Source organism: Brevundimonas sp. (assembly GCF_047617075.1).
Taxonomy (GTDB): Bacteria; Pseudomonadota; Alphaproteobacteria; order Caulobacterales; family Caulobacteraceae; genus Brevundimonas.
Window position 1 is genome coordinate 1 of record NZ_JBLGCI010000004.1, and the last position, 24,224, is coordinate 24,224.

24 protein-coding genes and 2 tRNA genes are annotated in these 24,224 nt (G+C 68.2%); 11 read left to right on the forward strand and 15 right to left on the reverse strand.

The window, feature by feature from the left end; all coding sequences use genetic code 11:
- The first annotated feature begins 189 nt into the window (after positions 1 to 189).
- Both ACI8U3_RS05060 and ACI8U3_RS05065 read left to right on the forward strand, forming a co-directional pair.
- Entirely contained in the window at positions 190 to 906 is a 717-nt protein-coding gene (locus ACI8U3_RS05060; RefSeq protein ID WP_415013784.1) for a dienelactone hydrolase family protein, read from the forward strand.
- A 14-nt stretch (positions 907 to 920) separates the two neighbouring features.
- Positions 921 to 2,084: a cystathionine gamma-synthase gene (locus ACI8U3_RS05065; protein WP_415013785.1), complete on the forward strand. Its 1,164-nt coding sequence runs from the start codon at positions 921 to 923 to the stop codon at positions 2,082 to 2,084.
- 63 nt (positions 2,085 to 2,147) lie between these two features.
- Here the strand turns inward: ACI8U3_RS05065 and ACI8U3_RS05070 are convergent, their stop codons facing one another.
- Together ACI8U3_RS05070 and ACI8U3_RS05075 are read right to left on the reverse strand one after the other, a co-directional pair.
- The gene (locus ACI8U3_RS05070) at positions 2,148 to 2,549 is read right to left on the reverse strand and encodes a DoxX family protein (RefSeq protein WP_415013786.1); all 402 of its coding nucleotides are present in this window, start codon (positions 2,547 to 2,549) and stop codon (positions 2,148 to 2,150) included.
- A gap of 21 nt (positions 2,550 to 2,570) precedes the next feature.
- The gene (locus ACI8U3_RS05075; protein WP_415014043.1) at positions 2,571 to 4,088 is read right to left on the reverse strand and encodes an AMP-binding protein; all 1,518 of its coding nucleotides are present in this window, start codon (positions 4,086 to 4,088) and stop codon (positions 2,571 to 2,573) included.
- Between the two features lie 225 nt (positions 4,089 to 4,313).
- Here ACI8U3_RS05075 and lipA point away from each other — a divergent pair, with 225 nt between their 5' ends.
- From lipA to ACI8U3_RS05090, 3 genes are all read left to right on the forward strand, one after another.
- The gene (gene lipA, locus ACI8U3_RS05080; protein WP_415013787.1) at positions 4,314 to 5,276 is read left to right on the forward strand and encodes a lipoyl synthase; all 963 of its coding nucleotides are present in this window, start codon (positions 4,314 to 4,316) and stop codon (positions 5,274 to 5,276) included.
- 13 nt (positions 5,277 to 5,289) lie between these two features.
- A complete protein-coding gene (locus ACI8U3_RS05085) occupies positions 5,290 to 5,739 on the forward strand; it encodes a type II toxin-antitoxin system RatA family toxin (protein ID WP_415013788.1) in 450 nt (149 codons plus the stop codon).
- A gap of 73 nt (positions 5,740 to 5,812) precedes the next feature.
- Complete coding sequence (locus ACI8U3_RS05090) at positions 5,813 to 6,487, forward strand: glutathione peroxidase (protein WP_415013789.1); 675 nt, start codon at positions 5,813 to 5,815, stop codon at positions 6,485 to 6,487.
- Here the strand turns inward: ACI8U3_RS05090 and ACI8U3_RS05095 are convergent.
- The 9 genes from ACI8U3_RS05095 to ACI8U3_RS05135 all read right to left on the reverse strand — a co-directional run bounded on the left by ACI8U3_RS05095 (position 6,484) and on the right by ACI8U3_RS05135 (position 17,380).
- Positions 6,484 to 8,214, reverse strand: coding sequence for a hypothetical protein (locus tag ACI8U3_RS05095; RefSeq protein ID WP_415013790.1), 1,731 nt, complete (start codon positions 8,212 to 8,214; stop codon positions 6,484 to 6,486). The two genes, ACI8U3_RS05090 and ACI8U3_RS05095, sit on opposite strands and share 4 nt — an antisense overlap.
- On the reverse strand, positions 8,211 to 10,343 hold the full coding sequence (locus ACI8U3_RS05100; protein ID WP_415013791.1) for a DUF4175 family protein: 2,133 nt from the start codon (positions 10,341 to 10,343) through the stop codon (positions 8,211 to 8,213). The genes ACI8U3_RS05095 and ACI8U3_RS05100 overlap by 4 nt, the downstream gene beginning before the upstream one ends.
- Positions 10,340 to 11,491: a BatA domain-containing protein gene (locus tag ACI8U3_RS05105; protein WP_415013792.1), complete on the reverse strand. Its 1,152-nt coding sequence runs from the start codon at positions 11,489 to 11,491 to the stop codon at positions 10,340 to 10,342. Before ACI8U3_RS05105 ends, ACI8U3_RS05100 begins: the two co-directional genes overlap by 4 nt.
- Positions 11,488 to 12,375: a DUF58 domain-containing protein gene (locus ACI8U3_RS05110; protein WP_415013793.1), complete on the reverse strand. Its 888-nt coding sequence runs from the start codon at positions 12,373 to 12,375 to the stop codon at positions 11,488 to 11,490. Before ACI8U3_RS05110 ends, ACI8U3_RS05105 begins: the two co-directional genes overlap by 4 nt.
- Positions 12,376 to 12,384: 9 nt before the next feature.
- Positions 12,385 to 13,383, reverse strand: coding sequence for an AAA family ATPase (locus ACI8U3_RS05115; protein WP_415013794.1), 999 nt, complete (start codon positions 13,381 to 13,383; stop codon positions 12,385 to 12,387).
- 30 nt (positions 13,384 to 13,413) lie between these two features.
- Positions 13,414 to 14,118, reverse strand: a complete 705-nt coding sequence (locus ACI8U3_RS05120; protein ID WP_415013795.1) for a DUF4159 domain-containing protein — start codon at positions 14,116 to 14,118, stop codon at positions 13,414 to 13,416.
- Positions 14,119 to 14,144: 26 nt separating this feature from the next.
- A complete protein-coding gene (locus tag ACI8U3_RS05125) occupies positions 14,145 to 15,479 on the reverse strand; it encodes a TldD/PmbA family protein (protein ID WP_415013796.1) in 1,335 nt (444 codons plus the stop codon).
- A 21-nt stretch (positions 15,480 to 15,500) separates the two neighbouring features.
- The gene (locus tag ACI8U3_RS05130; protein WP_415013797.1) at positions 15,501 to 17,135 is read right to left on the reverse strand and encodes a TldD/PmbA family protein; all 1,635 of its coding nucleotides are present in this window, start codon (positions 17,133 to 17,135) and stop codon (positions 15,501 to 15,503) included.
- Between the two features lie 155 nt (positions 17,136 to 17,290).
- A tRNA-Ser gene (locus ACI8U3_RS05135) sits at positions 17,291 to 17,380 on the reverse strand.
- 91 nt (positions 17,381 to 17,471) lie between these two features.
- Here ACI8U3_RS05135 and ACI8U3_RS05140 point away from each other — a divergent pair.
- From ACI8U3_RS05140 to ACI8U3_RS05160, 5 genes are read left to right on the forward strand one after another with little or no spacing between them, the layout of a single operon-like run.
- Positions 17,472 to 18,290, forward strand: a complete 819-nt coding sequence (locus ACI8U3_RS05140; RefSeq protein WP_415013798.1) for a septal ring lytic transglycosylase RlpA family protein — start codon at positions 17,472 to 17,474, stop codon at positions 18,288 to 18,290.
- 48 nt (positions 18,291 to 18,338) lie between these two features.
- Positions 18,339 to 18,965 carry a dTMP kinase gene (gene tmk, locus ACI8U3_RS05145; protein ID WP_415013799.1) on the forward strand — a complete coding sequence of 209 codons (627 nt, stop codon included), beginning with the start codon at positions 18,339 to 18,341 and terminating at the stop codon, positions 18,963 to 18,965.
- Positions 18,962 to 19,948, forward strand: coding sequence for a DNA polymerase III subunit delta' (locus ACI8U3_RS05150; RefSeq protein WP_415013800.1), 987 nt, complete (start codon positions 18,962 to 18,964; stop codon positions 19,946 to 19,948). Before tmk ends, ACI8U3_RS05150 begins: the two co-directional genes overlap by 4 nt.
- Positions 19,949 to 20,728, forward strand: coding sequence for a TatD family hydrolase (locus tag ACI8U3_RS05155; protein ID WP_415013801.1), 780 nt, complete (start codon positions 19,949 to 19,951; stop codon positions 20,726 to 20,728).
- Positions 20,725 to 21,531: an MBL fold metallo-hydrolase gene (locus tag ACI8U3_RS05160; RefSeq protein ID WP_415013802.1), complete on the forward strand. Its 807-nt coding sequence runs from the start codon at positions 20,725 to 20,727 to the stop codon at positions 21,529 to 21,531. The genes ACI8U3_RS05155 and ACI8U3_RS05160 overlap by 4 nt, the downstream gene beginning before the upstream one ends.
- Positions 21,532 to 21,603: 72 nt before the next feature.
- Here the strand turns inward: ACI8U3_RS05160 and ACI8U3_RS05165 are convergent, their stop codons facing one another.
- From ACI8U3_RS05165 to ACI8U3_RS05180, 4 genes are all read right to left on the reverse strand, one after another.
- Positions 21,604 to 21,909, reverse strand: a complete 306-nt coding sequence (locus ACI8U3_RS05165; protein ID WP_415013803.1) for an alkylphosphonate utilization protein — start codon at positions 21,907 to 21,909, stop codon at positions 21,604 to 21,606.
- A 19-nt stretch (positions 21,910 to 21,928) separates the two neighbouring features.
- Positions 21,929 to 22,013 (reverse strand) — tRNA-Leu (locus ACI8U3_RS05170).
- A 106-nt stretch (positions 22,014 to 22,119) separates the two neighbouring features.
- Positions 22,120 to 22,584: a peptidase S1 gene (locus tag ACI8U3_RS05175; RefSeq protein WP_415013804.1), complete on the reverse strand. Its 465-nt coding sequence runs from the start codon at positions 22,582 to 22,584 to the stop codon at positions 22,120 to 22,122.
- A gap of 327 nt (positions 22,585 to 22,911) precedes the next feature.
- Positions 22,912 to 23,736 (reverse strand): NAD(P)H-hydrate dehydratase, encoded by an 825-nt coding sequence (locus ACI8U3_RS05180; protein WP_415013805.1) that lies wholly within the window; start codon positions 23,734 to 23,736, stop codon positions 22,912 to 22,914.
- 111 nt (positions 23,737 to 23,847) lie between these two features.
- Between ACI8U3_RS05180 and ACI8U3_RS05185 the strand changes: the two genes are divergently transcribed.
- Positions 23,848 to 24,186 (forward strand): P-II family nitrogen regulator, encoded by a 339-nt coding sequence (locus ACI8U3_RS05185; RefSeq protein ID WP_415013806.1) that lies wholly within the window; start codon positions 23,848 to 23,850, stop codon positions 24,184 to 24,186.
- Positions 24,187 to 24,224: the final 38 nt, after the last annotated feature.

The window sequence follows — 24,224 nt, forward strand, 5'->3', positions numbered from 1 at the left end:
GTTGGGGGCGTTGTGTGCGGGGGGGGGGCCGCCGGGGGGGGCGGGGCCCGCCGCCGCATCCTTGCGGGAACAGGGAGTATCGGTCCAGACGCAGGTGCTGGCCTCACGCCTGCATCGTTTCGCCGATGAGGACTGGCGTTCCGTATTCCAGCTGGCCGGCGATTTCATTCAAAGCGCGAGACCTCTGTGATGCGGCGGCGCGACGTCCTGTCTGCAATCCCTTTGGCGGCCGTGCCAGGGAGCGGCCTTGCGCGGCAGGCCGCCGCCCCTGTCGAGACGATCACATATGACAGCGGCGGACGCACCATCCGGGCGGCCGTCTACCGACCGGGGGCGCAGCACAGAGGGGCCGGGTTCGCTTTCATGCACGGTTCCGGCGGCGTCGGGCCGGCGTACCTCCGCCTCGCCAGCCGCTTCGCTGAAGACGGCTATGTGGTGATCGTGCCGGTCTACTATGACGCAGCGCCGGACGACGGCGTGCGGGCGGAACCCGTGATGCAGGCGTGGCGCGAGGCCGGTTCGGACGCGGTGGAATGGCTCATCGCCGACGGCCTGGAGCCTGAGCGGGTCGGGATCATGGGCTATTCGCTGGGATCCTACGTCGCCGTCGATGGCGCGCTGGGCCGCAGCCGGGCCGCGGCCGCAATCGGTGTCGCCGGCGGATGGGACGTGTATGTTCCGCGAAATCCCTACCGGCGTATCCCCGTGATGATTCTGCAGGCAGAGCGGGATGACCATGTGTCGCCTGCCAGCACACAGCGCTGGATCAATCATATGCGGGCCGCCGACGTGCCGGTGCGGTTCGAGGTCGTTCCCGGCGCCGGACACATCATGAACCCTGATCAATGGGACGACGTGTTCGCGCGATCCTCCCGCTTTTTCGCACGCAACATCGGACGCCGATAGGACAAGGAATCAGCATGACCGCCCGCAAGAACAGCCAGGGCTTCTCCACCCGCGCCATCCATGCGGGCCAGCACCCGGACCCGACCACGGGCGCGGTGATGACGCCGATCTACGCGACGTCCACCTACGCCCAGGAGAGCCCAGGGGTGAACAAGGGCTATGAGTACGCCCGGGGGAAGAACCCGACGCGCGAGGCGTTCGAGGCCTGCATCGCCGATCTGGAGGGCGGACCCCACGGCTTCGCCTTCGCCAGCGGCATGGCCGCCACGTCCACGGCGCTGGAACTGCTGGACGCGGGGTCGCACATCGTCACCGGCGACGACCTTTACGGCGGCTCGTGGCGTCTGTTCGAGCGGGTGCGGCGCCGGTCCATGGGGCTGGACTTCGCCTATGTTGACCTGTCAGACCTGAAGGCGGTCGAGGCGGCGATCACCGACAAGACGAAGATGCTGTGGGTAGAGACGCCCACCAATCCGCTGATGAAGCTGGCGGACATCGCTGCCCTGTCGAAGGTCGCGAAGGCGCACAATCTGCTGCTGGTGGTGGACAACACCTTCGCCACGCCGTGGAGCCAGCAGCCGCTGAGCCACGGCGCCGACATCGTCATGCACTCGGCCACCAAATATCTGAACGGCCATTCCGACATCATCGGCGGGGTTCTGGTGACGAAGACCCCCGAGCTGGCGACCCAGATCAAGTTCCTGCAGAACTCGGTGGGCGGCGTCATGGGGCCGTTCGACGCCTTCCTCGCCAACCGGGGGCTCAAGACCCTGGGCTTGCGCATGAAGGCGCACAACGAGAATGCGCTGGCCGTGGCGCGCTGGCTGGAAAGCCGGGCGGGCATCGAGCGGGTCATCTATCCGGGGCTGGAAAGCCATCCGCAACATGAGCTGGCGAAGCGTCAGATGAACGGCGCGTTCGGCGGCATGGTCACCGTCCTGATTGACGGCGATCTGGCGCGGACGAAACAGGTTCTGGAGCGGGTGGACGTGTTCACCCTGGCGGAGTCCCTCGGCGGCGTCGAAAGCCTGGTGAACCACCCCGCCATCATGACCCACGCCAGCGTGCCGAAAGAGGTGCGCGAGGCGGGCGGGGTGACGGACAACCTGATTCGTCTTTCAGTCGGGGTCGAGGATATGGATGACCTTATCGCCGACCTGGATCAGGCGCTGGGCTAGACTCCGATCGGCATCGGCGGAACCACGTCTCGAGCCCGCCGATGCCTTGAAGAGCGCCTGGGCTCAGGAACGCTTGTTCAGGATCGCGTCCAGGCTCCACGGGCCGGGGCCGGCGAAGATGAAGTAGAAGAAGGCGAAGCAGTACATGATCGCCAGCTCGCCGCCGTTGTTCAGCGGGTAGAGGTCGCTGGGCGCGTGAAACTGCCAGTAGGCCACCGCCATCATTCCCGACATGAGGAAGGCGGTCGGGCGCGTGAACAGGCCCAGAATGATGAGGGCGCCGCCCACAAGCTCGAGCACCCCGCCGATGCCCATCTGGGTCATCAGTTCGAAGGGACCGCGCGCCTCGGCCGGAAAGCTGAAGATTTTTTGCGTGCCGTGCTGGATGAACAGCAGGCCGGTGACGATGCGGAAGATGCTGAGCACCCTGGGTGACCAGGCCGTCAAAGCCGATGTGTTGAACATTGTCTTGCCCCCAATGGGCGGTCAGGCCGCCCTGGATTGAACCTCGGCCATCTTCTGGATGGCCACATAGTCCGTCTTGCCGGTGCCGAGCACCGGCAACTCGCCAACCTTCACTATACGCTTGGGAACCGCAAGCTCCGGCGCGCCGTGGGTGCGGGCCCATTCGGCCAGGGGTGCGACCTCGGCGTCGCTGCGGTCGGTGACCAGAACGAGACGCTCGCCCTTGCGGCTGTCGGGGATGGAGACCACGGCGTGACGACCCTCGGGCCAGACGGCGTCGGCTATTCCTTCCACGGCGGTTAGGCTGACCATCTCACCGCCGATCTTGGCGAAGCGCTTGGCCCGGCCGAGGATGCGCACATAGCCCTCGGCGTCCACATCGACGATGTCGCCGGTGTCGTGCCAGCCGTCCGGAAGCGCCTCCAGGCACTCCGGATCGTCGGGGGAAAGATAGCCGGCCATGACATTGGGGCCGCGCAGAAACAGGCGGCCGCCCTCGTCGATTCCTTCCACCGGCTCCACCCGCCACTCCATGCCCGGCAGGATCTGGCCGACGGTGCCGAAATGATTGTTCCCCGGCTGGTTCACCGCCACCACGGGCGCGGCCTCGGTGGCGCCGTAGCCTTCCAGCAACTCCAGCCCGCCGAAGCGCTGATTGAACATATCGCGCGTTTCTTCACGCACCCGCTCGGCGCCCGCGACGACGAACTGGATGGTCGAGAAGTCGTCAGGCCCGGCCACGCGAGCGTACTGGTTCAGGAAGGTGTCGGTGGTCATCAGGACCGACGCTTTCACCTCGGGCAGCAGGTCGGTGATCTGCTTGGCGTGGAGCGGGGAGGGATACTGAAACGCCTTCAACCCCTGAAGCATGGGCAGGATCACCCCGCCGGTCAGGCCGAAGCAGTGGAATGTCGGCAGCGGGTTGAAGAAGACCCAATCGGGGTCCAGCTCGATATGTGAGGCGATCTGCATGGCGTTGGCCACCAGATTCGCCTGGGTCAGCATCACGCCCTTGGGCGCGCCGAAGCTGCCGGAAGTGAACAGGATCACGCCCGCGTCACCGGGGCTGGTTTCCGCGCAGAAGCGCCGGGGGAAGATGCCCGCCATCAGGCCGTACAGCTTGTCCTGAAGGCCCACCGTCTTGCGGATGTCGTCCAGCCAGATGATCTCGGCGACCGGCTCCAGCGCCACGACAAGATCATCCAGCTTCGCCTGTTCGATGAAGCGGCGCGCGGTCAGGATCTTCTTCACTCCCGCCGTGGCGCAGGCGGCCTTGAGATTCCGTGCGCCGGACGTGAAGTTCAGCATCACAGGCGTGCGCCCGAAGGCGTGCAGACCGAAGAAGGTCACCACCACCCCCATGCTGGACGGCAGCATGATGGCCACGCGCTCGCCCGGCTCGGTCATGGCCGCGATCTTGCGGCCCAGCACGAAGGCGGCGCGGATCAGGCCGGTGTAGGTCAGGGGCTTCCTGTCCTGATCCTCGATGATCTCCTTGTCGCCGAACTGTTCGCGCGCCCCGATCAGGGCGTCGAACATCGACTGGTGAACAGCCTTCTCATCAAACGGAACCGGCAAACGCGCATCTCCCTTGGGGCTTTGAGCCGCCCTCTGCTTGTCGCGGCGTAAACTAGAGGCGGGTCACACCGTTGAAAAGGTCTGTAACATCCGGCGCCATGAAAGGCTTCGTGACCGGGGCGGGCCTTGCCTTTGCGGGCCGAAAGCCCGACATAGCGCCTTCGTTGCAAGGAGTTCCGTCACGCGATGGTGACGCTGATCGACACCCTGGCCAGGAAGCCGTCCGAGCTTCGCCACCCGGAAAAGCAGAACCGGCCGGAGAGCCCTGTGCTGCGCAAGCCGGACTGGCTGCGCGTCAAGGCGCCGGGTTCGGGCCAGTACAACGCCACCAAGGCCATCGTGAAGGACAAGGGTCTGGTCACGGTCTGCGAAGAGGCGGCTTGCCCCAATATCGGCGAGTGCTGGAGCCAGAAGCACGCCACCCTGATGATCATGGGCGACACCTGCACGCGGGCCTGCGCCTTCTGCAACGTCAAGACGGGCCTGCCCCAGCCGCTGGATCCGGAAGAGCCGGGCAAGGTCGGTCTGGCGGTGGCGCAGCTGGGCCTGAACCACGTGGTGATCACATCGGTGGACCGGGATGACGTCTCGGACGGCGGTGCGGCCCACTTCGCCGAGGTGGTGCGTCAGATCCGGCTGCAGGCGCCGAAGACGACCGTCGAGATCCTGACCCCGGACTTCCTGCGCAAAGACGGCGCGGCGGAGGTGATGATCGACGCGAAGCCCGACGTCTTCAATCACAACCTGGAGACCGTCCCGCGCCTTTATCTGAAGATCCGGCCCGGCGCCCGCTACTTCCATTCCCTGCGCCTGCTGCAGATGGTCAAGGAGCGCGACCCGAACCAGTTCACCAAGTCCGGCATCATGGTCGGTCTGGGCGAGACCAAGGAAGAGGTCATGCAGGTTATGGACGACATGCGCTCGGCCGGCGTGGACTTCATCACCATCGGCCAGTACCTGCAGCCGACCCGCAAGCACGCCCCCATCGACCGCTTCGTCACGCCCGAAGAGTTCAAGGCCTATGAGGCCATCGCTCGGGCCAAGGGCTTCCTGATGGTGTCGTCCTCGCCCCTGACCCGCAGCTCGCACCACGCCGGCGATGACTTCGCCCGGTTGAAGGCCGCGCGCATGGCCCAACTGGGCCGCTGAGGCGCCGCACCGCTTGGCTGTTCACCGCGTCACCCGCATCCTGCCCTATACGCCGGACCAGTTGCTTGATCTGGTGGCGAACGTGCGCGCCTATCCCGAGTTCGTGCCGTGGGTCACCGCCATGCGCGTGTGGAACGAGCGGGAGGAGGGGCCCTGCGTGACCCTGCTGGACGCCGAGGCGGGCGTGGGCTTCGCGGTGCTGCGCGAGAAGTTCTCCACCTGGGTCCGGCGCGATGCGAACCGCAAGGTGGTGGAGGTGGGCCTGATCCGGGGGCCGTTCAAACATCTGAAGAACCGCTGGGAGTTTCATCCGCACCCTGACGGGACGCGGCTGGAATTCATGATCGATTTCGCCTTCAAGTCCCGCATGTTGGACATGATGCTGAGCGCGAATTTCGACCGGGCCGTCAACGCCCTGATCCGCTGTTTTGAGGCGCGGGCGCGGGCGCTGTACGGCGGCTAAGCCCGTTCCGCGTCCGGCTATGGGCGCGGCGCGTATTTGGGCCTATCCTTGTGAGGTAGACGGAGGGTTCAACATGTCGCGCATTTCCCTGACGGGCATCGCCCTGATCGCCGCTCTGGCCGCCTGTGACCGGGCCGAGCCCGCCGCCGAGACCGAAACAGCGCAGGCGGAAGAGCAGGAACTGGCCCCGACCGAGGCCGTGAACGCGGCTGTCGCAGAGCATCAGGCCCTGTTCGCCGCCGCGCCGCCGGTGGAGCAGGCGCCCGAGGGCACGGCTTACCGATTCGCTTTCGACGGCCTGTCGACGCCGAACCTGCCCATGACGGCGTTCCAGGGCGATGTGGTGCTGGTGGTCAACACCGCCTCCAAATGCGGTTTCACGCCCCAGTATGAAGGCCTGCAGACGCTTTACGAGGAATACGGCGGCCAAGGCTTTGCCGTGGTCGGCGTGCCGTCCGGCGATTTCCTGAATCAGGAGCTCGAGAATGCGGACGAGATCCGCGAGTTCTGCACGCTGAACTTCGGCGTCACCTTCCCCATGGCGGGGCGGACCCGCGTCACGGGCGACGACGCGCACCCGTTCTATCAATGGGCGCGGGCCGAGATGGGCGATGACGCCGTGCCGGGCTGGAATTTCCACAAGCTGCTGATCGACCGTCAGGGCCGCCTCATCGCGGCCTTCCCCTCAGCGACGACGCCGACGGCTGATGAGGTTCGTCAGGCGATTGAGGGCGCCCTGTCGGCCTAGGTCTCCGTTTTCCGGCGTCGGCGTTCCAGCCACCACAGCAGAGCCAGCACGACCAGCAAGCCGAGGAACCATGGCCAGGGCGATCCGGCCTCGCGGCGCTGGGCGCGGGCCTCGGCGTCCGGCGTCGCGGCCGCCATGTCCAGCGTCGCCCGGCGGTTTGCGGCGCGGACCAGCGATGGCGCAGCATCGGAGAGATGGACGTAGAAGGGGGCTTGCCGGTCGCGGCTGTCCAGGGCGACGTGCCAACCTTCCGCTTCCGGCCAGTAAGCCGCGCAACGACCGCCGCCGGCTGCGGGATCGATGACCAGACGGCGCTCCTGGCCAGAGGGGGCGACGACCCGCCCTTCGTCCTCCAGCCCGCACACCGCCGTGCGCTGGCCCGCCCATGCCATGCCGCCCGCCTCGGGCCGCCCGTCCTCGGCCGGCCGCGCCAGAGCCGAGACCATGGACGCCCAGATGCGGCTGTGTGCGTCTGATCGCCCCGTCAGCGCCAGGGTGTAGGTGTCCGCCAGGGTGATCACCCCCACACGCCCCAGACCCATGCCGGACCAGCTGGCCGTGGTCTGACCGTCCTCGTCGCGCAGGGCCGGGACCGTGCCCCGACCGTCGTGAACGAAATCCAGCCGGGTCAGGGCTTCAGCGCCCTCGGGCGGCGCCACCGCGTCGCCGGAGCCGGATAGAGCCGCCCCGAGCGCCGCCCATTGATTGCGAGTGGCCCCATCCAGAGGCCCCGTGGGGCGTAGCAGCAGACCCATGCCGCCCCGTACGGCTGAGGTGATGGCGGAGCGCGAAGCGGCGGGCAGCCCCTGCCAGCGGCGGTCGTCGATGACCAGCAGGTCGAGGTCGCCAAGCGCGGCGGCTGTGAGGGGCGCCGCGCCGCCCAGCCTGACGCCGGCGCCAAGATCGACTTGCAGATTGACGTCCAGATCCGCGCTCTCCGCCCAGCGACGGACCTGCCGAACCTCAGGCCCAGGCGCGCCGGCCAGCAGCATCATGCGGACCTCGGTCGGGTCTCGCGTTTCCACCGGGACGGCGATGTCCTCGATCAGGTCGCCCGCCCCATCGCGAAGGCGCAGATGGAACAGGGCCAGACCAGACGCCCGGGCGGTTGCGGCGAGGGTGAAGCGGTCTCCGGCCCGCACATCCGCGCGATCGATCACCTGATCGGCGGGATCGACCAGTTCCACCGTGCCGGAAGACAGGGCGTCGGCCCGGCCGCCCACCTCGAACCCGGCGCCCGGCGCGACAGGCCGGGGCAGGGTCAGTTCGACGACGCCGACGGGCGCCGGCCCCGGTTCATAAGTCAGCGGGACGGGCAGGGGGCCGTGGTCGCGGGGCGGCAGGCCTGCGCCGGACACCCGGACCGACTGAGCCTCTGGGAAACGCCGCAAGGCCGCCGCCAGATCGGGGACGCGCGTGGCGCCCGGCGGTGCGCCGGCCTCGGGCAAGGCGACCAGAATTTCGCCCGGCGCGGGGGTCTGTTCGGCGTCTCCGCCCGTCAGCACCCGCAAGGCGGATCCGCTTGTGACGGCGGTCGGTGGATTGAGCGTCAGCCAGAGCAGGGCGGCGGCCGTAAGCTGAAGACCGACCAGGGCGGGCAATCGCCACGCAGGCGCCTCGGCCTGAGATGCGCGCCGCCACAGCCACAGGCGGATGACGCCCGCCAACACGGCCGCCGCGATGACGAGGGCCGTCAGCCACGGCCAGATCGCGCCAGCGCCGATCATTGCAACTGCTCCAGATAGCGACGGCCGCGACGGTTCGGGGCTTCGCGGCGCTCGACCCGCGCGGGTCCGGCGCCCATGGCTTCCCACAGCAGGCCTCGCAGGGCGCGGCGGCAGTCGCTGCATCGCGGCTCGGCCCGCAGCGTGTCGATGGCGGCGATGAGACCCAGGGGATCGCCCAGACGGCTCGCGTTCCCCCGGACCCAGCGCTCCAGCCCTTCCAGATCGGCCCCCCCGCCGCCGGGCTCGCCGCCCAGCGCGCGCCAGGCGGTGGCGAGCGTGGGATCGGCGTTCGGAACAGGCGCGGGCGGCAGGCGCGCGTCGATGTCGTCCCGGTCGCCGGTGAGGCGCCGGCTCATGTCCAGCGGCGGCAGGTCCGATCCGGTTCGGGGCAGGAAGACCCGATCCGCCCGCTGCGCTTCCTGCAGGAACTCCAGCGCCTGATAGGCGAAGGGCAGGGCTTCCTCCGGTCGTCCCTGGCGCAGGGCCCGCTCCGAGCTCCACATGGCGTCCAGCGCATTGCCGAGGGTCGAGCGTGTGCCGGGATCGAAAAGGGTCGCCGCGTCGCCGTCGTCATGGGCGTGGCCGTACTGGTTCAGGACATCGACCGCGGAGCCGAACGAGGCCAGTTCTTCCTCGGAATGGTCATGACCGTCGTTCGGCCCATGGACCTCTGGCTCGGGTTCGGGCGCCGGGGCGTCATTGGTCGGCAGGGCGGGCGCGTCGTTGGTGGGCAGGGCCAAACCGCCGCCCTCGGACTCCTCGCCCAGGAACTGGCCATAGCGCAGACGAAGGCGCGCCTGATCGACGCCCAGACCGTTGGACCGGTCGAGGAACTGGCGCGGCTGGATCTCTCCGCGCTGGGCGATGAGCGCCTCGGCGTCCATGATGATCTGCCGCTGGCTGGCGAAATAGGCGGGCATGACCGGGCGCAGCAGCCCGTCCAGACCGTCTGCCAGACCGAGTTCCGAGGAACGGCGCAGGATGACGCTGGGACCCTCGGTGACCTGCCCCTGTGGGCGCCGGTTGTCGCGGGCGATCAGCTGGACGATCAGGTCGCCGGGTTCGATCAGGCCCTCACGCGCCAGATTCAGGGTCGCGGAGAAGCGCTTGCTGCGGCCGTCGCCGCGCCCGCGAACGGTCATGGTGCGCGTCTGCGTCGTGATGCTTTCGCCTTCGCCCTGGGTCACGGTGATGCGCAGTTCAGCGGCGGCCGAGACGCCGTAGTCGTCGCTGACCTCGAACACCGGCGCGAAGGTGGTCTGGTCGGCGGCGGCGAGGACGAGCTGGCTGTCCGGCGTGACGAGGCTGACGACCGGCGGGGCGTCCTCGACGGCGTCGATGCGGTGCAAACGCTGGCGCGCCATGCCGTCCGCCTCGATGCGGTACAGGGTCGAGCGGTTGATGACGCGGGTTCCGGTCCAGCGGTCGCGGCGACGGCTGAAGGCGAGACGCGCTCCTTCCGAGAATTCCGCCCATACGCCGTCGGGGCGGGGTGAGACGTCCAGCAGCCATTCAACCCGCGAGCCGGCGGGCACGCGGGCGTCCAGCTCGGCCTGCTCGCGGGCGGGGAGGCCCGTATAGCCGGGCGGCACGATGCGAAGGCGCGCGCCGGTGATGCGCGGGGCGGCGGTGGCGGTGGCCTCCGGCGACGCGTCGGTCGGCTGCGGGTCGGTGCGACGGCCATCCGGCCAGAAGAGCGCAGCCAGAATGATGACGGCCCCAATCAGCCAGGCGCCGAGGATGCGGCGGCGCGACCAGTCGGGACGCAGATCGAGGCGGCGCGCCTCGTCCAGTCGGGCTTCGAGCCTGCGGCGCTGAAGGATGGCGAAGCCGGTCAGGTCGGCCGCGTCGCGGAACAGCAGATCGCCGCTATCCTCGAATTTGGGCGAGGCGGCGTCGAGACGGGCGGCGAGCCATTCGTCGCCGTACTGCTGAACCCTGCGCGCGGCGATGAAGCTCAGCAACCCGGCAACGGCGAGGGCGCACCCGAACGCGACCGGCGCCCCGAAGAACCGCCAGGCGACAGCGCCCACCGCCAGGACGATTGGCAGGCTGATAGCCAGGGCTTCAAGCCAAAGGCGCAGGCGGACGGCGCCCTGCTGTCGGCGAAGGACAGGATGCAGCATCATGGCGTCGCGCCTCGCCGGGCGCTGGTGGCCAGCCATCGCTCCGCCGCGAACAGCAAAGCGATCAGAAGCGCCAGCCACGGTCGGAGGTCCAGAGGCGGCTGGTCGAACGGCGCGACGCCCGCCAGCGGCGCGTGGTCGGCGGCCAACACCCGAGCGGGCGGAGGCGGGGGCGTCAGCAGCCGTTCCAGCACATCGGGGAAATCCGCCTCCAGAAGCTGGGGCATGGCGGCGGGATCGAGGGGCCGGGTGAACTGGACGACCCGTCCACGGCCATAGCGGGCTTCCGTGGCCATAGGCTGGCCTGCCGTGTCGCTCCACGCCTCGGCGGCGTCCTGCACGTCGAGGGTGGCGTCGTGGGACAGCAGGGCGGTTCCGCCGTTCTCGATCCAGTCGGTGACGGACTGGGGCGGCGGTCCAGCGGCCAGCCAGACCAGATGGCTGGCAGCAGCACTCAATGGTTGATCGACGGCCGCGACATCCAGCCTCGGTTCGGCGTCCGGCGGCGTCCATGAGGTGGCGGCGGCAGTAAAGTAACGGACGCTTTCGGCCGCCTCGGCGGAATGGCGGATGGAGAGGGCAGGGGCGGGGGCTGGCGCTGGCTCGTCCGCATCGCCTCCGCCCCCGGACACGCGCCAGTTCACCGACCGCGTCAGGCGGGGGCGTTCTGCGTCCGCATGGTCCAGGACCGGCGGGACGACGACATCCAGCCGCGCCTCCGGGGACAGTTCGGCGTCCAGCTGACGGATCAGGCTGACGGCGTCGGCGGACACCTCTGGCGCGGCCTCCTCGATATTGGGAAAACCCGGCGCAAGCCAAAGGATAAGGGTTCCGCGCGGGGCTGCATCGATAACGGGCGCTGGATCGACACCGGGCGCCACCGCGATGACCGGGCGCGCATCCTCCACGCCCCACAGCACCGGCCGCGCCAGCCACAGGGCGAGCAGCGTCAGCAGCAGGATGCGCGCGATCAGGAGCGGGATTTCGTCGATGCGCGGACGCCGACGGGGCCGGGCGCTGGGGGTCAGCCAGCGCAGGGCGGCGAAATCGACGACGCGGGTCTCGGTCCGTCGCGAGATGTGAATGACGATCGGGATCGCCAACGCCGCAAGCGCAGCCAGCGCCATGGGCAGGATCAGGGCCGGCGTCATCGGCGACCGCCTGTACGGAACAGGTCACGGATCGGCTGGTCGGCGGGCTGGTCGATGAAGTGGGCGGCGTGCCTGACGCCCAGCGCATCCAGACGGGCGTCCAGCGCCGCGCGGGCCTCGGCGAAGCGGGCGAGGAAGTCGTCGCGCATGGCCCGTCCGTCGCCCAGCACCTCTACCCCGCCCTCAACATCGCGGAACCGATGGCCGTGATCGAAGGGAAAGTCGCGTTCGTCGGCAGTGAGGATCTGGATCAGGCACAGGTCACGCCCGGACCGGGCCAACTGCTCGGCGGCGTCAATGCAGCTCTCGTCGAAGCCGTCGGTGAGCAGGATGACCAGATCGCTGCGCCCCATCTTCCCGCCGAACGTCGCCATATCGCGCGCCCATGCGCCAACGCCGCCCGCATGGATCCGGCCTAGCGCCAGCAGTATCTGATCGCGGTGGCGCGGCCCGGCGCCAGGCTCGATGATGACGGGGCCGTCCGCGGCCTCCACCAACACGCCGAAGCGGTCGCCCTGGCGCAGGGCGATCTCCATCAGGCCCGCAGCGATGCGGCGTGCGGCGTCGAAGCGCGACCAGTCGGGCCGGCCCACATCGGCCTGGGCCATGGAGGCGCTGGCGTCGATGACGATCCACAGGGCCAGCGGGCTTTCCCGCTCGGCGTCGCGGACGAAGAAGCGGTCCGACCGGGCGTAGAGCTTCCAGTCCACCTGACGCAGGTCGTCGCCCCGTTCGTAGGCCCGGTACTGCGCGAACTCGAGCCCGCCGCCGCGATTGCGGCTGGCGTGGGCGCCGGCCTCGGTCAGGGCCGTGGCGCGCCGCGGAACCAGCGACAGGCGCCGCAAGCGGCTTCGCACATCAGGGGGCAGGGCGAAGGGGGACACGGCGGTGGCCTAGTCTCCGGCCGGGGCTGGCAGGGCGGTGAGCAGGCCCGCGATGACGTCATCGGCGGACTTGCGCTCGGCTTCGGCGGCGAAGGACAGCAGGATGCGGTGACGCATCACCGGCGCCGCCAGGGCGGTCACATCCTCGCGGGTGGCCGCCAGCCGTCCGTGCAGCATGGCGCGGGCCTTGGCAGCCAGAACCAGCGCCTGTCCCGCGCGGGGCCCGGCGCCCCAGGCCACATAGTCGCGCACCACCTGCGGCGCGTCCGGCTCCGGCCGGCTGGCGCGGACCAGGGCGGTGATCCAGCTGAGCAGGGCGTCGCTGACGTGGACGTCCCGGCACCAGGCCTGAAGGGTCAGGATGTCCTTGCCGTGCATGACCGGCTGGACTGCGGTCGAGGCCCGGCCCGTGGTCTGCACGAGGATCGCCCGTTCCTCGGCCTCGGTGGGATAGTTCACCCGGATGTTCAGCAGGAAGCGGTCCAGCTGCGCCTCGGGCAGGGGATAGGTGCCCGCCTGCTCCAGCGGGTTCTGGGTGGCCAGAACGAAGAAGGGTTCCGGCAGAGCGTGGGTGACGCCCGCATAGCTGACGGTCTGCTCCTGCATGGCCTCCAGCAGGGCCGCCTGGGTCTTGGGCGGGGTGCGGTTCAGTTCGTCGGCCAGCAGCAGGTTGGTGAACACCGGCCCCGGCTGGAAGCGGAAGTGGCGGTGGCCGGTGCCGTGATCCTCCTCCAGCACCTCGGTGCCGAGGATGTCGCTGGGCATCAGATCCGGCGTGAACTGCACGCGCCGGAACTCCAGCGACAGGGCCTGGCCCAGGGTGCGGACCAGCAGGGTCTTGCCCAGGCCGGGGACGCCCTCGATCAGGCAGTGGCCGCCGGCCAGCAGGCCGATCAGCAATTGCTCGACCACCTCGTCCTGGCCGACCACGGCCTGGCCGATCGCCTCGCGAAGCCGGGACAGTTGCTCCAGCCTTGCGGCGACGTCGGACTCGGTTGGCGTACTCATCGGAACTCCGGGGAGGGAAAGCGAACGAAATCAGGCGGTCAGGGCGTAGATGATGATGTTGACCGCGAATCGGGTGTTGTCCTCGGCCAGGAAGCGCTTGTTGCGCCAGTCATAGTCCCACTCGCAGCCGTAGTCCTTGTTGCTGTAGAGGACCGCGACCCGGCCGTTGATGACGATGCCCTTCAGGTAGTCGTGGACCAGATCGTCGCCCCAGCCGTTCAGCTCGAAGCTGGTGGCCGGCGGGCCGTCGAAGGTGAAGAAGCTGGAGTAGATCGGGTGATCGTTGGGCAGGGTCACCAGCGAATCCTCCCCGAACATCCGCGCCATCTGCCGCTCGAAGGAGCGGGCGAACAGGCCGTCGATGTCGTGGTTGCAGTCGTCCACGAAGACGAAGCCGCCGTTACGCACATAGCGCTCGAAATTGGCGGCCTCGGCCTGGTTGAACTCCACCAGGGTGTGGCCGGACAGATAGCAGAACGGGGCCGTCAGCATCGCCGGATCGGCCAGGCTGACCACGCGCTCCTCCGGGTCGACGCGCAGGTTGGTGTAGTCCACCAGCGAGGTCAGAACGTTGGCGGGCATGCGCCGATCCACGTCCCAGTCGCCGGAATCATACCGCAGCCGGGTGAACCAGAAATCATAGACCGGCTGGGCGCCGGCGACGCGGGGCAGGGCGCCCAGAAGGGCCCCCGCCGCGCCGCCGGTCAGCAACCTGAGACACTCCGCGCGCGTCATCGCAGCCTATGACCCGCGCGGCCCCATCAGACCGCGTCCGACAGGGAGGTGAAGGTGAAGTCGCGGATGCGCATGGGCGGGATCATCGCCGTGAAGGACGAGTTGTTGCCCGCTGTACGAACCGGCCGACCCAGCTCATCAATGTTGTTGAGCATGATCACCGGGGACTCGTTGAAGCGGAAATTCTTCACCGGATACCGCAGCTCGCCGTTCTCGATGTAGAAGGTGCCGTCGCGGGTCAGGCCGGTCAGCAGAACGGTCTGAGGGTCCACCATGCGGATGTACCAGGTTCGGGTCACCAGAATGCCCCGCTCGGTCTCGCGCACCAGGTCCGAGGTCGACTTGGTCCCGCCCAGCATGATCAGGTTGCCCGGCTGGCCGGCGGCGGTCTGACCCTGACGATCAGCCCAGTAACGGGAGTAGTTCAGGTTCGCGATGCGGCCGTTCTCGACCAGCGCCCGTCGTTCGCGCGGCAGGCCTTCCCCGTCCCAGGGGAAGGTTTCGGCGCCTTCGTACCAGGGGTCGTTGAGGAAGGTGACGCGCGGGTCGAAAACCTGTTCACCCAGCTTGTTGCCGCCGCCTGCCTTGGACAGGAAGCTGCGGCCCTCGTCCGCCTGACGCGCATCGAAGTAGCGCATCATGAAGGTGATGAGGCCCTCGGCCGCGGCGGGCTCCAGGATCACGGTGTACTTGCCCGGCTCAAGGGCGCGCGCTTCCGACGAGGCGGCCGCCTTGCGCATGGCCACCTGGATATCGCTGGCGGGGTCGAAGCCGCTGATGTCCTGAAGGTTGCGACCGACCCAGCCGGAGCCGGTGCCGTCCTCGGTGCGCACGGTGCAGGTGTAGTCCATGCCCGTGGCGCGCTGATAGCCGAAGGCGCCGTTGCTGTTGGCGAAGGCCACGAAGCTGGCGCTATCGTCCAGGAACCCGGCGGCGATCAGATTCTCGGCGCGGCACGGCTCGATGGAGGCCCGCGCCACCTCGGCCCGCTGCTCCGGGGTGATGGCGGCGGTGGCGTCGCTCCAGGTCGCGCTGGGGCGATACTCCTGGGGCCCCACGGCCGGCATGAACTCAGGGTTCTCGGGCGCCAGACGGGCCAGATCCTCGGCCCGCCGGACCACACGTTCAAGCGCGGCGTCGGAGAACTCATTGATGGTGGTGGTTCCGACCCGGCGGCCGAAGGCCACCTGCACCGACAGCTCGGTGTTGCGCACCACGCCGCTGGTGGAGACGTTGTTCAGGGCGAAGCGGATGTTGCCGTCGACGGCGCCGGTCAGCTGGGCGACGCACTCGTCGGCGGTCGACAGGGCGACCACCTTCTCGAGGATCGTCCGGGCTTCGGATTCGGTCATGATGCTCATTGTGTTCTTTCCCCGATCCGATCAGCCGAGCGAGCGCGCGGTGTTGATGACGTTGATGCCGTCGAAGCGGGTCGTGGGCGACCCGTGGCTGACGGCCGAGACCTGGCTGGGCTGACCCTTGCCGTCGAAGAACGACCCGAACAGGCGGTAGTCGCTCTCGTCGCAGATGGCCGAACAGGCGTTCCAGAACTCCGGCGTGCGCATCTGATAGGCCACGTCCTCCAGCGGCTGGGTGATGCGTCCGTCCTTGATCTCGAAGAACAGGGTGCCGCCGAACTGGGCGTTGTAGCGCTGCTGGTCGATGGAGAAGGAGCCGCGGCCCAGGATGTAGATGCCGTTCTCCACATTGGCGATCATGTCGGCGGCGGTCATGGGCGTCGTGCCCGGGCGCAGCGAGACGTTCGGCATGCGCTGGAACTGCACCGAGGACCAGGAGTCGGCGTAGGAGCAGCCGTCGGATTCGGTCTTGCCCAGGATGTGGGCCTGATCGCGGATGGTCTGATAGTCCACCAGACGGCCGTTCTGGATCAGCGGCCAGCTCTTGGTGGCCACGCCCTCGTCGTCATAGCCCACGGCGCCGAGGCTGCCGACCTCGGTCTTGTCGGCGAAGACGTTGACGATCTCGCTGCCGTACTGGAAGCGCTGTTCGCGCTTGTCGAGGGTGGCGAAGCTGGTGCCCGCATAGTTGGCCTCGTAGCCCAGCACCCGGTCCAGCTCCAGCGGGTGACCGATGGACTCGTGGATGGTCAGACCCAGGTGGTTGGGGTCCAGCACCAGATCGTACTGGCCCGGCTCCACCGACTTGGCGGAAAGCTTCTCGCGCGCCTGATGGGCGGCGGCGATGGCGTCCTCGACCATGTCATAGGACTTGTTGTAGCTGACCACGCCGTTGGGCGAGACGATCTTGTCCTCGGCGCGGCCGTCCAGATACTCGTAGCCGAGGCCCATGGGCGCCGACAGGCCGTCGCGGGACCGGAACTTGCCGGTGGTCTGATCGACGGCTGTGACCGAGAAGGGCGCCCAGATGCGGTGCACGTCCTGATCGATGTACGAGCCGTCCGTGCTGGCGAAGTACTTCTGCTCGTTGACCAGGAACAGCTGCGAGTTGACGAAATTGGCGCCCGCCTGCATGGCCGCGTTGTTGACCGCCAAGAGCAGATCGACCTTGTCCTGGATCGGCACCTCCATGGCGTTGCGCTGGATCGGGGTGCGCCAGCTGACCTCGCCGACGCCGGGCGTGGGAGCCAGTTGCACCGGCTGGGTCTGGTTGCGGGCGTTGGCGCGGGCGATGGCTGTCGCTGTGCGGGCGGCCTCGGCCACCGCCTCGGCCGTCATGGTGTTGGTGGCCGAGAAGCCCCAGGCCCCGTCGGCGATCACACGAACACCCACGCCGAGGGACTCGGTGTTGACGATGTTCTGAACATTGGCTTCGCGCGTAATGACGAACTGGCGCAGATACCGGCCCACGCGAACGTCACAGTAGCTGGCGCCCGCGTCCGTGGCGGCGGTCAGACCGGCGTCGGCCAGACGCTTCTTGACCGCGATGTCGATGGTTTCGGCCAGCTGCTGGGCCGCGATGGCCCGCCCGGCGAATCCGGGAAGCAAAGCGCCCCCCGCTCCAATGCCGCATGCGGCGAGGAACTGACGTCTATCCAAGGTTCTATCTCCCCCGATGCTCGCCCCGATCCGGTGACGAACCACTGACTGGTTGACCCGCGCTCGAGTCGAGCCGGCCACGAGAGACGCACTGTTGTCCCCTGCGCGCGCGGGGTCAAACGCGCGAGGGGTCAAAGAACATGACGATTTTGTAATGGCGGACAGGGTGGGATTCGAACCCACGGTAGGCTCACACCTACGGCGGTTTTCAAGACCGCTGCCTTAAACCACTCGGCCACCTGTCCGGCGCGGGGTGCATAGCAGGGAAGGGGGCCGTTAACCAAAGCGGAAAATTTCGCCGCGATCATGGCCGCCGATTCCTTGAGTGAGGCAGGCGTGCTGGAACGGCTCATCCCATCTTTGCGCATCGGCGCTGTGGCGGCGTCCATGTTGGTTCTGGCGGCCTGCGCCTCGGGCGGACGGGACCTGCCGCGCGGCGGTCTGCCGACGCCGCCTGTGGTGAATGATCCGGCTCCCATCGTCAGCGGGACCATGCGCCCGTACCAGATCCGGGGGCGCTGGTATCATCCGGCGCACCAGCCCAATTATGAAGAAGTGGGCCAGGCGTCCTGGTACGGACCGGGCTTTCACGGCCGCCCCACGGCCACCGGCGAGCGCTTCGACGAGAACGCCCTGACCGCCGCGCACAAGACCCTGCCGCTGCCCGGGCTGGTGGAGGTGACCAACCTGGCCAATGGGCGCAGCGCCATTCTGCGGCTCAACGACCGGGGGCCGTTCGTGGACGACCGCATCATCGATCTGTCGCGCGGCGCGGCCGCCGAGCTCGGCCTGCTGGACGCGGGTCTGGGACAGGTGCGGGTGCGCTATCTGGGGCCGGCGCCGCGTCAGGGCGGCTGGGTCGCAGGGGGCGTGCAGACGGCCTCGACGCCCGCGCCTGCATCCGTTTCACCCCCCGCACCGACGACCGCCACCAGTATCTACTGGATTCAGGCGGGATCTTTCGCCGACCGCGACAACGCCCGCGCCGCGACCCGGCGTCTGGGCGACCGGGCGCGGATGGATTCGGTCCATGTGAACGGCCGGCGTCTGTGGCGCGTCATGGTCGGGCCGTGGGGTGATCCCAATCAGGCCGAGCAGGCCCGGCGCGGCGTCATCGCCCATGGATTCGCCGACGCGGCCATCGTCGGGGGATAGAGGCGGCTTCGGGCTTGCCTCAGGCGTCAGGCTCGCCATTGTGCGGGCGTGACTCGCGGACGGTTCATCACCCTTGAAGGCGGCGAAGGCGCCGGCAAATCGACCCAGGCCCGCCGCCTGGCCGATGCCCTGCGCGCTGAAGGCCATGCGGTAGTGCTGACCCGCGAACCGGGCGGTTCGCCGGGCGCGGAGACCCTGCGCGAGGTGCTGGTCAACGGCGCGGCCGATCGCTGGACCCCAACGGCCGAGGCTTTGCTGATGTACGCCGCACGCTCGGACCATCTGGACCGGCTAATCCGTCCGGCGCTGGCGCAGGGCGCCTGGGTCATCAGCGACCGGTTCGCCGATTCCAGCCGCGCCTATCAGGGTGTGGCCGGCGGACTGGATCCAGAATTCATCGAGGCTCTGGATCGCGGCGTGGTGGGTGCGGACCAGCCGGACCTGACCCTGATCTTCGACCTGCCGGCGTCGGCGGGTCTGGCCCGTGCGGCGGATCGCGGCGCGGCCGAGGCGCGGTTCGAGGGCAAGGGCGCGGCCTTCCACGAACGCCTGCGCGAGGGCTTCGCCGCCATCGCGAAGGCCCATCCGGAACGCTGCGTCATGATCGACGCCGACGCCACGCCGGACGCCGTGTTCGACCGGATCTGGGCCGTGGTGCGGGAGCGGCTGGCGTGAGCGATCATCCCCGCGACCGCTTCGACCTGGCGCCCCATCAGGACGCCGAGCGCGCCTTCACCGACGCCCTGTCGCGCGGGCGGCTGCACCACGCCTGGATGCTGACCGGGGTGGAGGGCGTCGGCAAGGCCACCTTCGCCTACCGCGCGGCGCGTCGTCTGCTGGGCGCCGAGCCGGACCCGTCTCGGGGCGAACTGGGTGCGCGACCCATGGATCCGGTCAGCCAGCTGGTCTCGGCCCAGTCTCATCCCGACCTGATGATCCTTGAACGGGCCGGGGAGGGCGCCAAGCTGAAGCGCAACATCTCTGTGGATCAGGCGCGGGAGCTGCCGGAGTTCTTCTCCATGAGCCCGTCGCGGGCGCGCTATCGAGTGGCGATCATCGATGCGGCGGACGACCTGAACATGAACGCCGCTAATGCCTTGCTGAAGGTTCTCGAGGAACCACCTGAGCGAGGCGTGCTGTTTCTGGTGACCCATGCGCCGGGGCGGCTGCTGCCCACCATCCGCTCACGCTGCCGCCGCCTGAACTTCCCCAACTGGAGCGTGGAGGCCCTCGGCGCGCTGGTCAGCCGACAGGCGGGTCTGCCCGATGAAGAAGCGAGCCGCATCGCCGCCATGGCCGCCGGGTCGCCGGGCGCGGCCCTGATACTGGCGGGCGACCAGATGCTGGAGCTGGACCGGCTGGCGCGCGGCTGGGTCAATGAGGGCAGGGGCGATGTGGCGGAGGAAATCGCATTGTCGGCCAAGTTCCGGGGCGCCGACGGGGCCGAGAATTTCGAGCGCCTGTTCGACCGTCTGTTAGCCGCCGTCAAGGACCGCGCCGCATCCTCCAGCGGGCGCGAGGCCGCCGCATGGTCAGAGACCTGGAGCCGTCTCAGCGTCATGCCGGATCAGGTTTCGGGCATCAATCTGGACCGGGCCGACGTTCTGGCCGCCGCCATGGCCGAGATCGGCCGCGCCCAGCGCATCGGAGCCGCCTGAATGCTGATCGACAGCCACGTAAACCTGCACGCACCGCAGTTCGACGAGGATCGCGACGCGGTCATCGCCCGGGCGCGCGAGGCGGGCGTGGCGCTGATGGTCGAAATCTCGGACAAGGTCTCCACCTTTGAGGCCACCCACGCCCTGGCCATGGCCCATGACGACATCTGGTGCACGGTCGGTACGCACCCTCACGAAGCCAAGGAAAATCCGTCGCTTGAGGCGATTGACCTGATCCAGCTTGCGAACCGTCCTAAGGTCGTAGGCATCGGCGAATGCGGGCTGGATTTCCACTATGATCTCAGCCCCCGCGACGTTCAGGCCCAGGTCTTCCGGGCCCATGTGGCCGCCGCCCGCGAAACCGGTCTGCCGCTGGTGGTCCACACCCGCGAGGCCGACGACGTGATGGCCGACATCCTGCGCGAAGAGCACGCGGCGGGGCCGTTCAAGTTCCTCATGCACTGCTACACCAGCGGCCCGGAACTGGCTGAACTGACAGCGAAATTGGGCGGGTGGTTTTCGGTTTCCGGGATCGCCACCTTCAAGGCGGCCGAGGACGTGCGGGCCGTGATCCGCGCCATGCCCGGGGACCGCATCATCGTCGAGACCGACTGCCCCTATCTGGCGCCCGTGCCCCACCGGGGCCGCCGCAACGAACCGGCCTACATCGGCCATGTGCTGGACAAGCTCGGCGAGATTCGGGGCTGGAGCCGCGATGAGGCCGAGCGGCGCACGACCGACGCCTTCTTCAATCTGTTCGACCGGATTCCCCGCCCGTGAGCGGCCGCTGGGTCTTCACCATTCTGGGCAGCGGCTCATCCGGCGGGGTGCCGCGCGGCGACGGCGACTGGGGCGCCTGCGATCCCGAGAATCCCCGAAACCGGCGCCGTCGCTGTTCACTGCTGGTGCAGCGGTACGGGGCAGGGGAGACGCCCACCAGCATCCTGATCGACACCTCGCCGGACCTGCGCGAACAGATGCTGGACGCCGGTGTCCGCCATCTGGATGCGGTGCTCTACACCCACGATCACGCCGATCAGGCCCACGGCATCGACGACCTGCGGGTGTTCGCCATGCGCACGCGGCGGCGCATCCCGTGCTGGATGGATGCGGCCACGCGCGCGACGCTGGAAAGCCGTTTCCGCTACATCTTCGAGCCCGTCGAGGGCTATCCCGCCATCTGCGACCTGCACGACCTGCCGCCGCTGGGCACGCCGTTCACCGTCGACGGCCCCGGCGGCCCGGTGGAGATCATGACCTTCGACCAGATGCATGGCCCGATCCACAGCGTCGGCTATCGCATCGGGCCTGTGGCCTATTCGCCAGACGTGTCCGATCTGGACAACGCAGCGCTGGCCGAGGTCGCCCGGGCCGACTCCTGGATTGTGGACGCTCTGCGCTGGACGCCGCATCCCACGCATACCCACGTGGACAAGACCCTGCGGTGGATCGAGCGATCAGGCGTGAAAGCGGCCGTACTCACCAACCTGCATCTTGATCTGGACTATGATCAACTGGCGACGGTCTTGCCGGAGGGCGTCGCCGTGGCCCACGACGGCCTGGCTCTTTCATTCAGTGACTAATCAAATTTCGCATAATATATCTTAGGCGATGAACACATCAGGGCGCGACAAGGCCGAAACAGGTCCCCTTGCCTAAACCTTCCTGACGAACTCCGCCCGAAGCACCAGGCCCTTGATCGTCGGGTGGCGGCAGTCGATTTCCTGATCGTCACCGGTCAGGCGGATTGATTTGATTGTCGTGCCCCGCTTCAGGGTCTGGCCCGCACCCTTGACCGCCAGATCCTTGATCAGGGTCACGCTGTCGCCATCGGCCAGCGCATTGCCCACCGCGTCGCGGACGACGACCTGGCTCGCTTCGGCGCGGGCGATGGCCTCGTCCGGGCTGAGCCACTCGCCCGAGGCCTCGTCATAGACGTAGTCACCGCTGTCGCTCGTCATGTGTTCTCCAGACAAGCCATGGTGCGGATGAGAGGACTCGAACCTCCACGCCTTGCGGCGCTGGAACCTAAATCCAGTGCGTCTACCAGTTCCGCCACATCCGCGCCCTGGCGCGCACCGGCTTCTATAGGGATTGCTTGAAATCGCAAGCGGCGCACGCCGCCCCCGTCGCTGGAGGCCAAGGACGAAAGCGGCGCGCAAACGCTGTCGTCATTCCATTTCGGTGATGCGCAGCCGGGCCGTCGGCGTGTCGGAGCCGAAGACGCCGACCCACACGTCATACTGACCGCTCGCCGGCGAGCGGTAGACGATGCCGGGATTCAGGCTGCCGCCGGTGTCGTCATTGCAGGACCAGCGGCCGTCGGGGCCGTTGATCACCAGGGTGGTGTCCGTCGACGAATTGACGCGGAACGTCAGGGCCAGCCCCGATCCGGCGGTGTAGTTGACCCGGTAATCCGGCGCCCGGCTCACCATGCCCGCGCAGCCGTTGATCCGGCTGGCGTCCTGATCACCGCCGGCGCGCAGCTCCACCACATGCGGGTCCGGCTGAAAGCCCGCCCGCAGCGTGGCCGTGCCGAAGTTCGGGGTCAGGCTGGAGTCCTGGGCGGCGCCCGCGCCGGCGGCGCCCAGCATCAGAACGGCAGCGAGCGCCGCGCTGGAGACAATGATTTTCATGGGGAATTCTCCGGCAAGCCACATGCTCGCAAAGCATGACTATACGAGAATGCTCCCGCGACATAGCGGCGATCGGTCTGAGCCAGGGAACCGTGACGTCAGTTCCGCGCTTCCGAAGTCAAGGCAGCAATCAGGCGTCATGGGACAATCGTTTCATTATCGACCGGCTGATTTCACGGACGCGGAGGTTGAGGTTCTGCGGCTGAAGCTGCTCGATGCGGCCGGACGCATGACCGAGGACCAGGTTCTGATGCTGGCGGACGCATTGCATGAGGTGATGCGCCGGCGTCGTGGTTCGCGATCATTCCAGCGCACAGACTTGAGCCTTTAGGCGAGCAACGCGCCCAGGATCGGGCCGATCCTGTCCGGCAGGTCCTCGGAAATCAGGCCCGGCCCTGTCGCCTCCCCCGCCTCTGCGTGCATCCAGACAGCCGCACCGGCGGCGTCGAAACTGTCCATCTTCTGGGCCAGAAGGCCGCCGATCATGCCCGCGAGCACATCGCCCGTCCCGGCTGTCGCAAGCCAGGGAGAGCCATTCTGGTTGAGGCGCAGACGTCCGTCGGGCGAAGCAATAACCGTCTCCGCGCCCTTCAGAACGACGATCGCGCCTGCGCTCTCGGCAGCGAGGCGCGCCGCCCGTTCCCTGCCATGCTGTTTCAACAGACCCGGAAAGAGGCGCTCGAACTCGCCCGCATGGGGCGTCAGCACATCGTCCCGGTCCAGACCGGCGAACAGGTCCCCTGCCCGGCCCTCGAACAGGGTCAGGCCGTCGGCGTCGATGACCAGGGCCGCGCCGTTGCGCTGAAGCGCGGCGATGTTGGCGGCGGTTGCGTCTGTCAGCCCTGCGGCCGGGCCGATCACCATGGCGTCCATGGGCGCGGCCAGGCGGCCAAGCTCGTCCGGGTCGTGGAACACGTCCAGCATCACCGCTTCGAGCACCGGCGCAAGAACCGGCGCGGCGTCCGGCGGGCAGAACACCTTCACCAGCCCCGCGCCGATGCGCAGCCCTGCCCGCGCCGCCAGTCGCGCGGCTCCTGTTCGCAGGGCGGGGCCGGACACCACCCCGAGCCGCCCCCGGCTATGTTTATGGCTCTGTGCGCCCGGCCGGGGCAGCGATTCCGTCCACAGGTCCGGGTGGTTGGTTTGCATCATAGCGTCGTCACCCTGTGACAATTCCGCAAAAGAGGCTTGCGTTATTGTGCAATGCAATGTCCCTTATCATCCCGTGTGCCGAGTGGCGAAACGCCACGCTACGGGGTCCCAATGAAGAAGATCGAAGCCGTCATCAAACCCTTCAAGCTCGATGAAGTGAAGGAAGCCCTTCAGGACATCGGCGTGCAGGGCATGACCGTTCTGGAAGCCAAGGGATACGGCCGCCAGAAGGGGCATTCCGAACTGTATCGGGGCGCCGAGTACGTCATCGACTTCCTGCCCAAGATCAAGCTGGAGGTAGTCGCGCCCGACGACATGGTTCCAGCCATCGTGGAAGCCATTCAGGTGGCGGCCCGCACGGGCAAGATCGGCGACGGCAAGATCTTCATCACCGATGTGTCCGATGTGATCCGCATCCGCACCGGAGAGACCGGAGCCCAGGCCATCTGACTTCCGCCGCCGGCCGCCCCGTGAGGGAGCGGCCGTTT

Bases quoted from the DNA above. Each gene is read 5' to 3' on its own strand.
- ACI8U3_RS05060 (WP_415013784.1), top strand. From the start codon at position 190: ATGCGGCGGCGCGACGTCCTGTCTGCAATCCCTTTGGCGGCCGTGCCA.
- ACI8U3_RS05065 (WP_415013785.1), top strand. From the start codon at position 921: ATGACCGCCCGCAAGAACAGCCAGGGCTTCTCCACCCGCGCCATCCAT.
- ACI8U3_RS05070 (WP_415013786.1), bottom strand. From the start codon at position 2,549: ATGTTCAACACATCGGCTTTGACGGCCTGGTCACCCAGGGTGCTCAGC.
- ACI8U3_RS05075 (WP_415014043.1), bottom strand. From the start codon at position 4,088: ATGTTCGACGCCCTGATCGGGGCGCGCGAACAGTTCGGCGACAAGGAG.
- lipA (WP_415013787.1), top strand. From the start codon at position 4,314: ATGGTGACGCTGATCGACACCCTGGCCAGGAAGCCGTCCGAGCTTCGC.
- ACI8U3_RS05090 (WP_415013789.1), top strand. From the start codon at position 5,813: ATGTCGCGCATTTCCCTGACGGGCATCGCCCTGATCGCCGCTCTGGCC.
- ACI8U3_RS05095 (WP_415013790.1), bottom strand. From the start codon at position 8,214: ATGATCGGCGCTGGCGCGATCTGGCCGTGGCTGACGGCCCTCGTCATC.
- ACI8U3_RS05100 (WP_415013791.1), bottom strand. From the start codon at position 10,343: ATGATGCTGCATCCTGTCCTTCGCCGACAGCAGGGCGCCGTCCGCCTG.
- ACI8U3_RS05105 (WP_415013792.1), bottom strand. From the start codon at position 11,491: ATGACGCCGGCCCTGATCCTGCCCATGGCGCTGGCTGCGCTTGCGGCG.
- ACI8U3_RS05115 (WP_415013794.1), bottom strand. From the start codon at position 13,383: ATGAGTACGCCAACCGAGTCCGACGTCGCCGCAAGGCTGGAGCAACTG.
- ACI8U3_RS05120 (WP_415013795.1), bottom strand. From the start codon at position 14,118: ATGACGCGCGCGGAGTGTCTCAGGTTGCTGACCGGCGGCGCGGCGGGG.
- ACI8U3_RS05125 (WP_415013796.1), bottom strand. From the start codon at position 15,479: ATGAGCATCATGACCGAATCCGAAGCCCGGACGATCCTCGAGAAGGTG.
- ACI8U3_RS05155 (WP_415013801.1), top strand. From the start codon at position 19,949: ATGCTGATCGACAGCCACGTAAACCTGCACGCACCGCAGTTCGACGAG.
- ACI8U3_RS05165 (WP_415013803.1), bottom strand. From the start codon at position 21,909: ATGACGAGCGACAGCGGTGACTACGTCTATGACGAGGCCTCGGGCGAG.
- ACI8U3_RS05175 (WP_415013804.1), bottom strand. From the start codon at position 22,584: ATGAAAATCATTGTCTCCAGCGCGGCGCTCGCTGCCGTTCTGATGCTG.
- ACI8U3_RS05180 (WP_415013805.1), bottom strand. From the start codon at position 23,736: ATGATGCAAACCAACCACCCGGACCTGTGGACGGAATCGCTGCCCCGG.
- ACI8U3_RS05185 (WP_415013806.1), top strand. From the start codon at position 23,848: ATGAAGAAGATCGAAGCCGTCATCAAACCCTTCAAGCTCGATGAAGTG.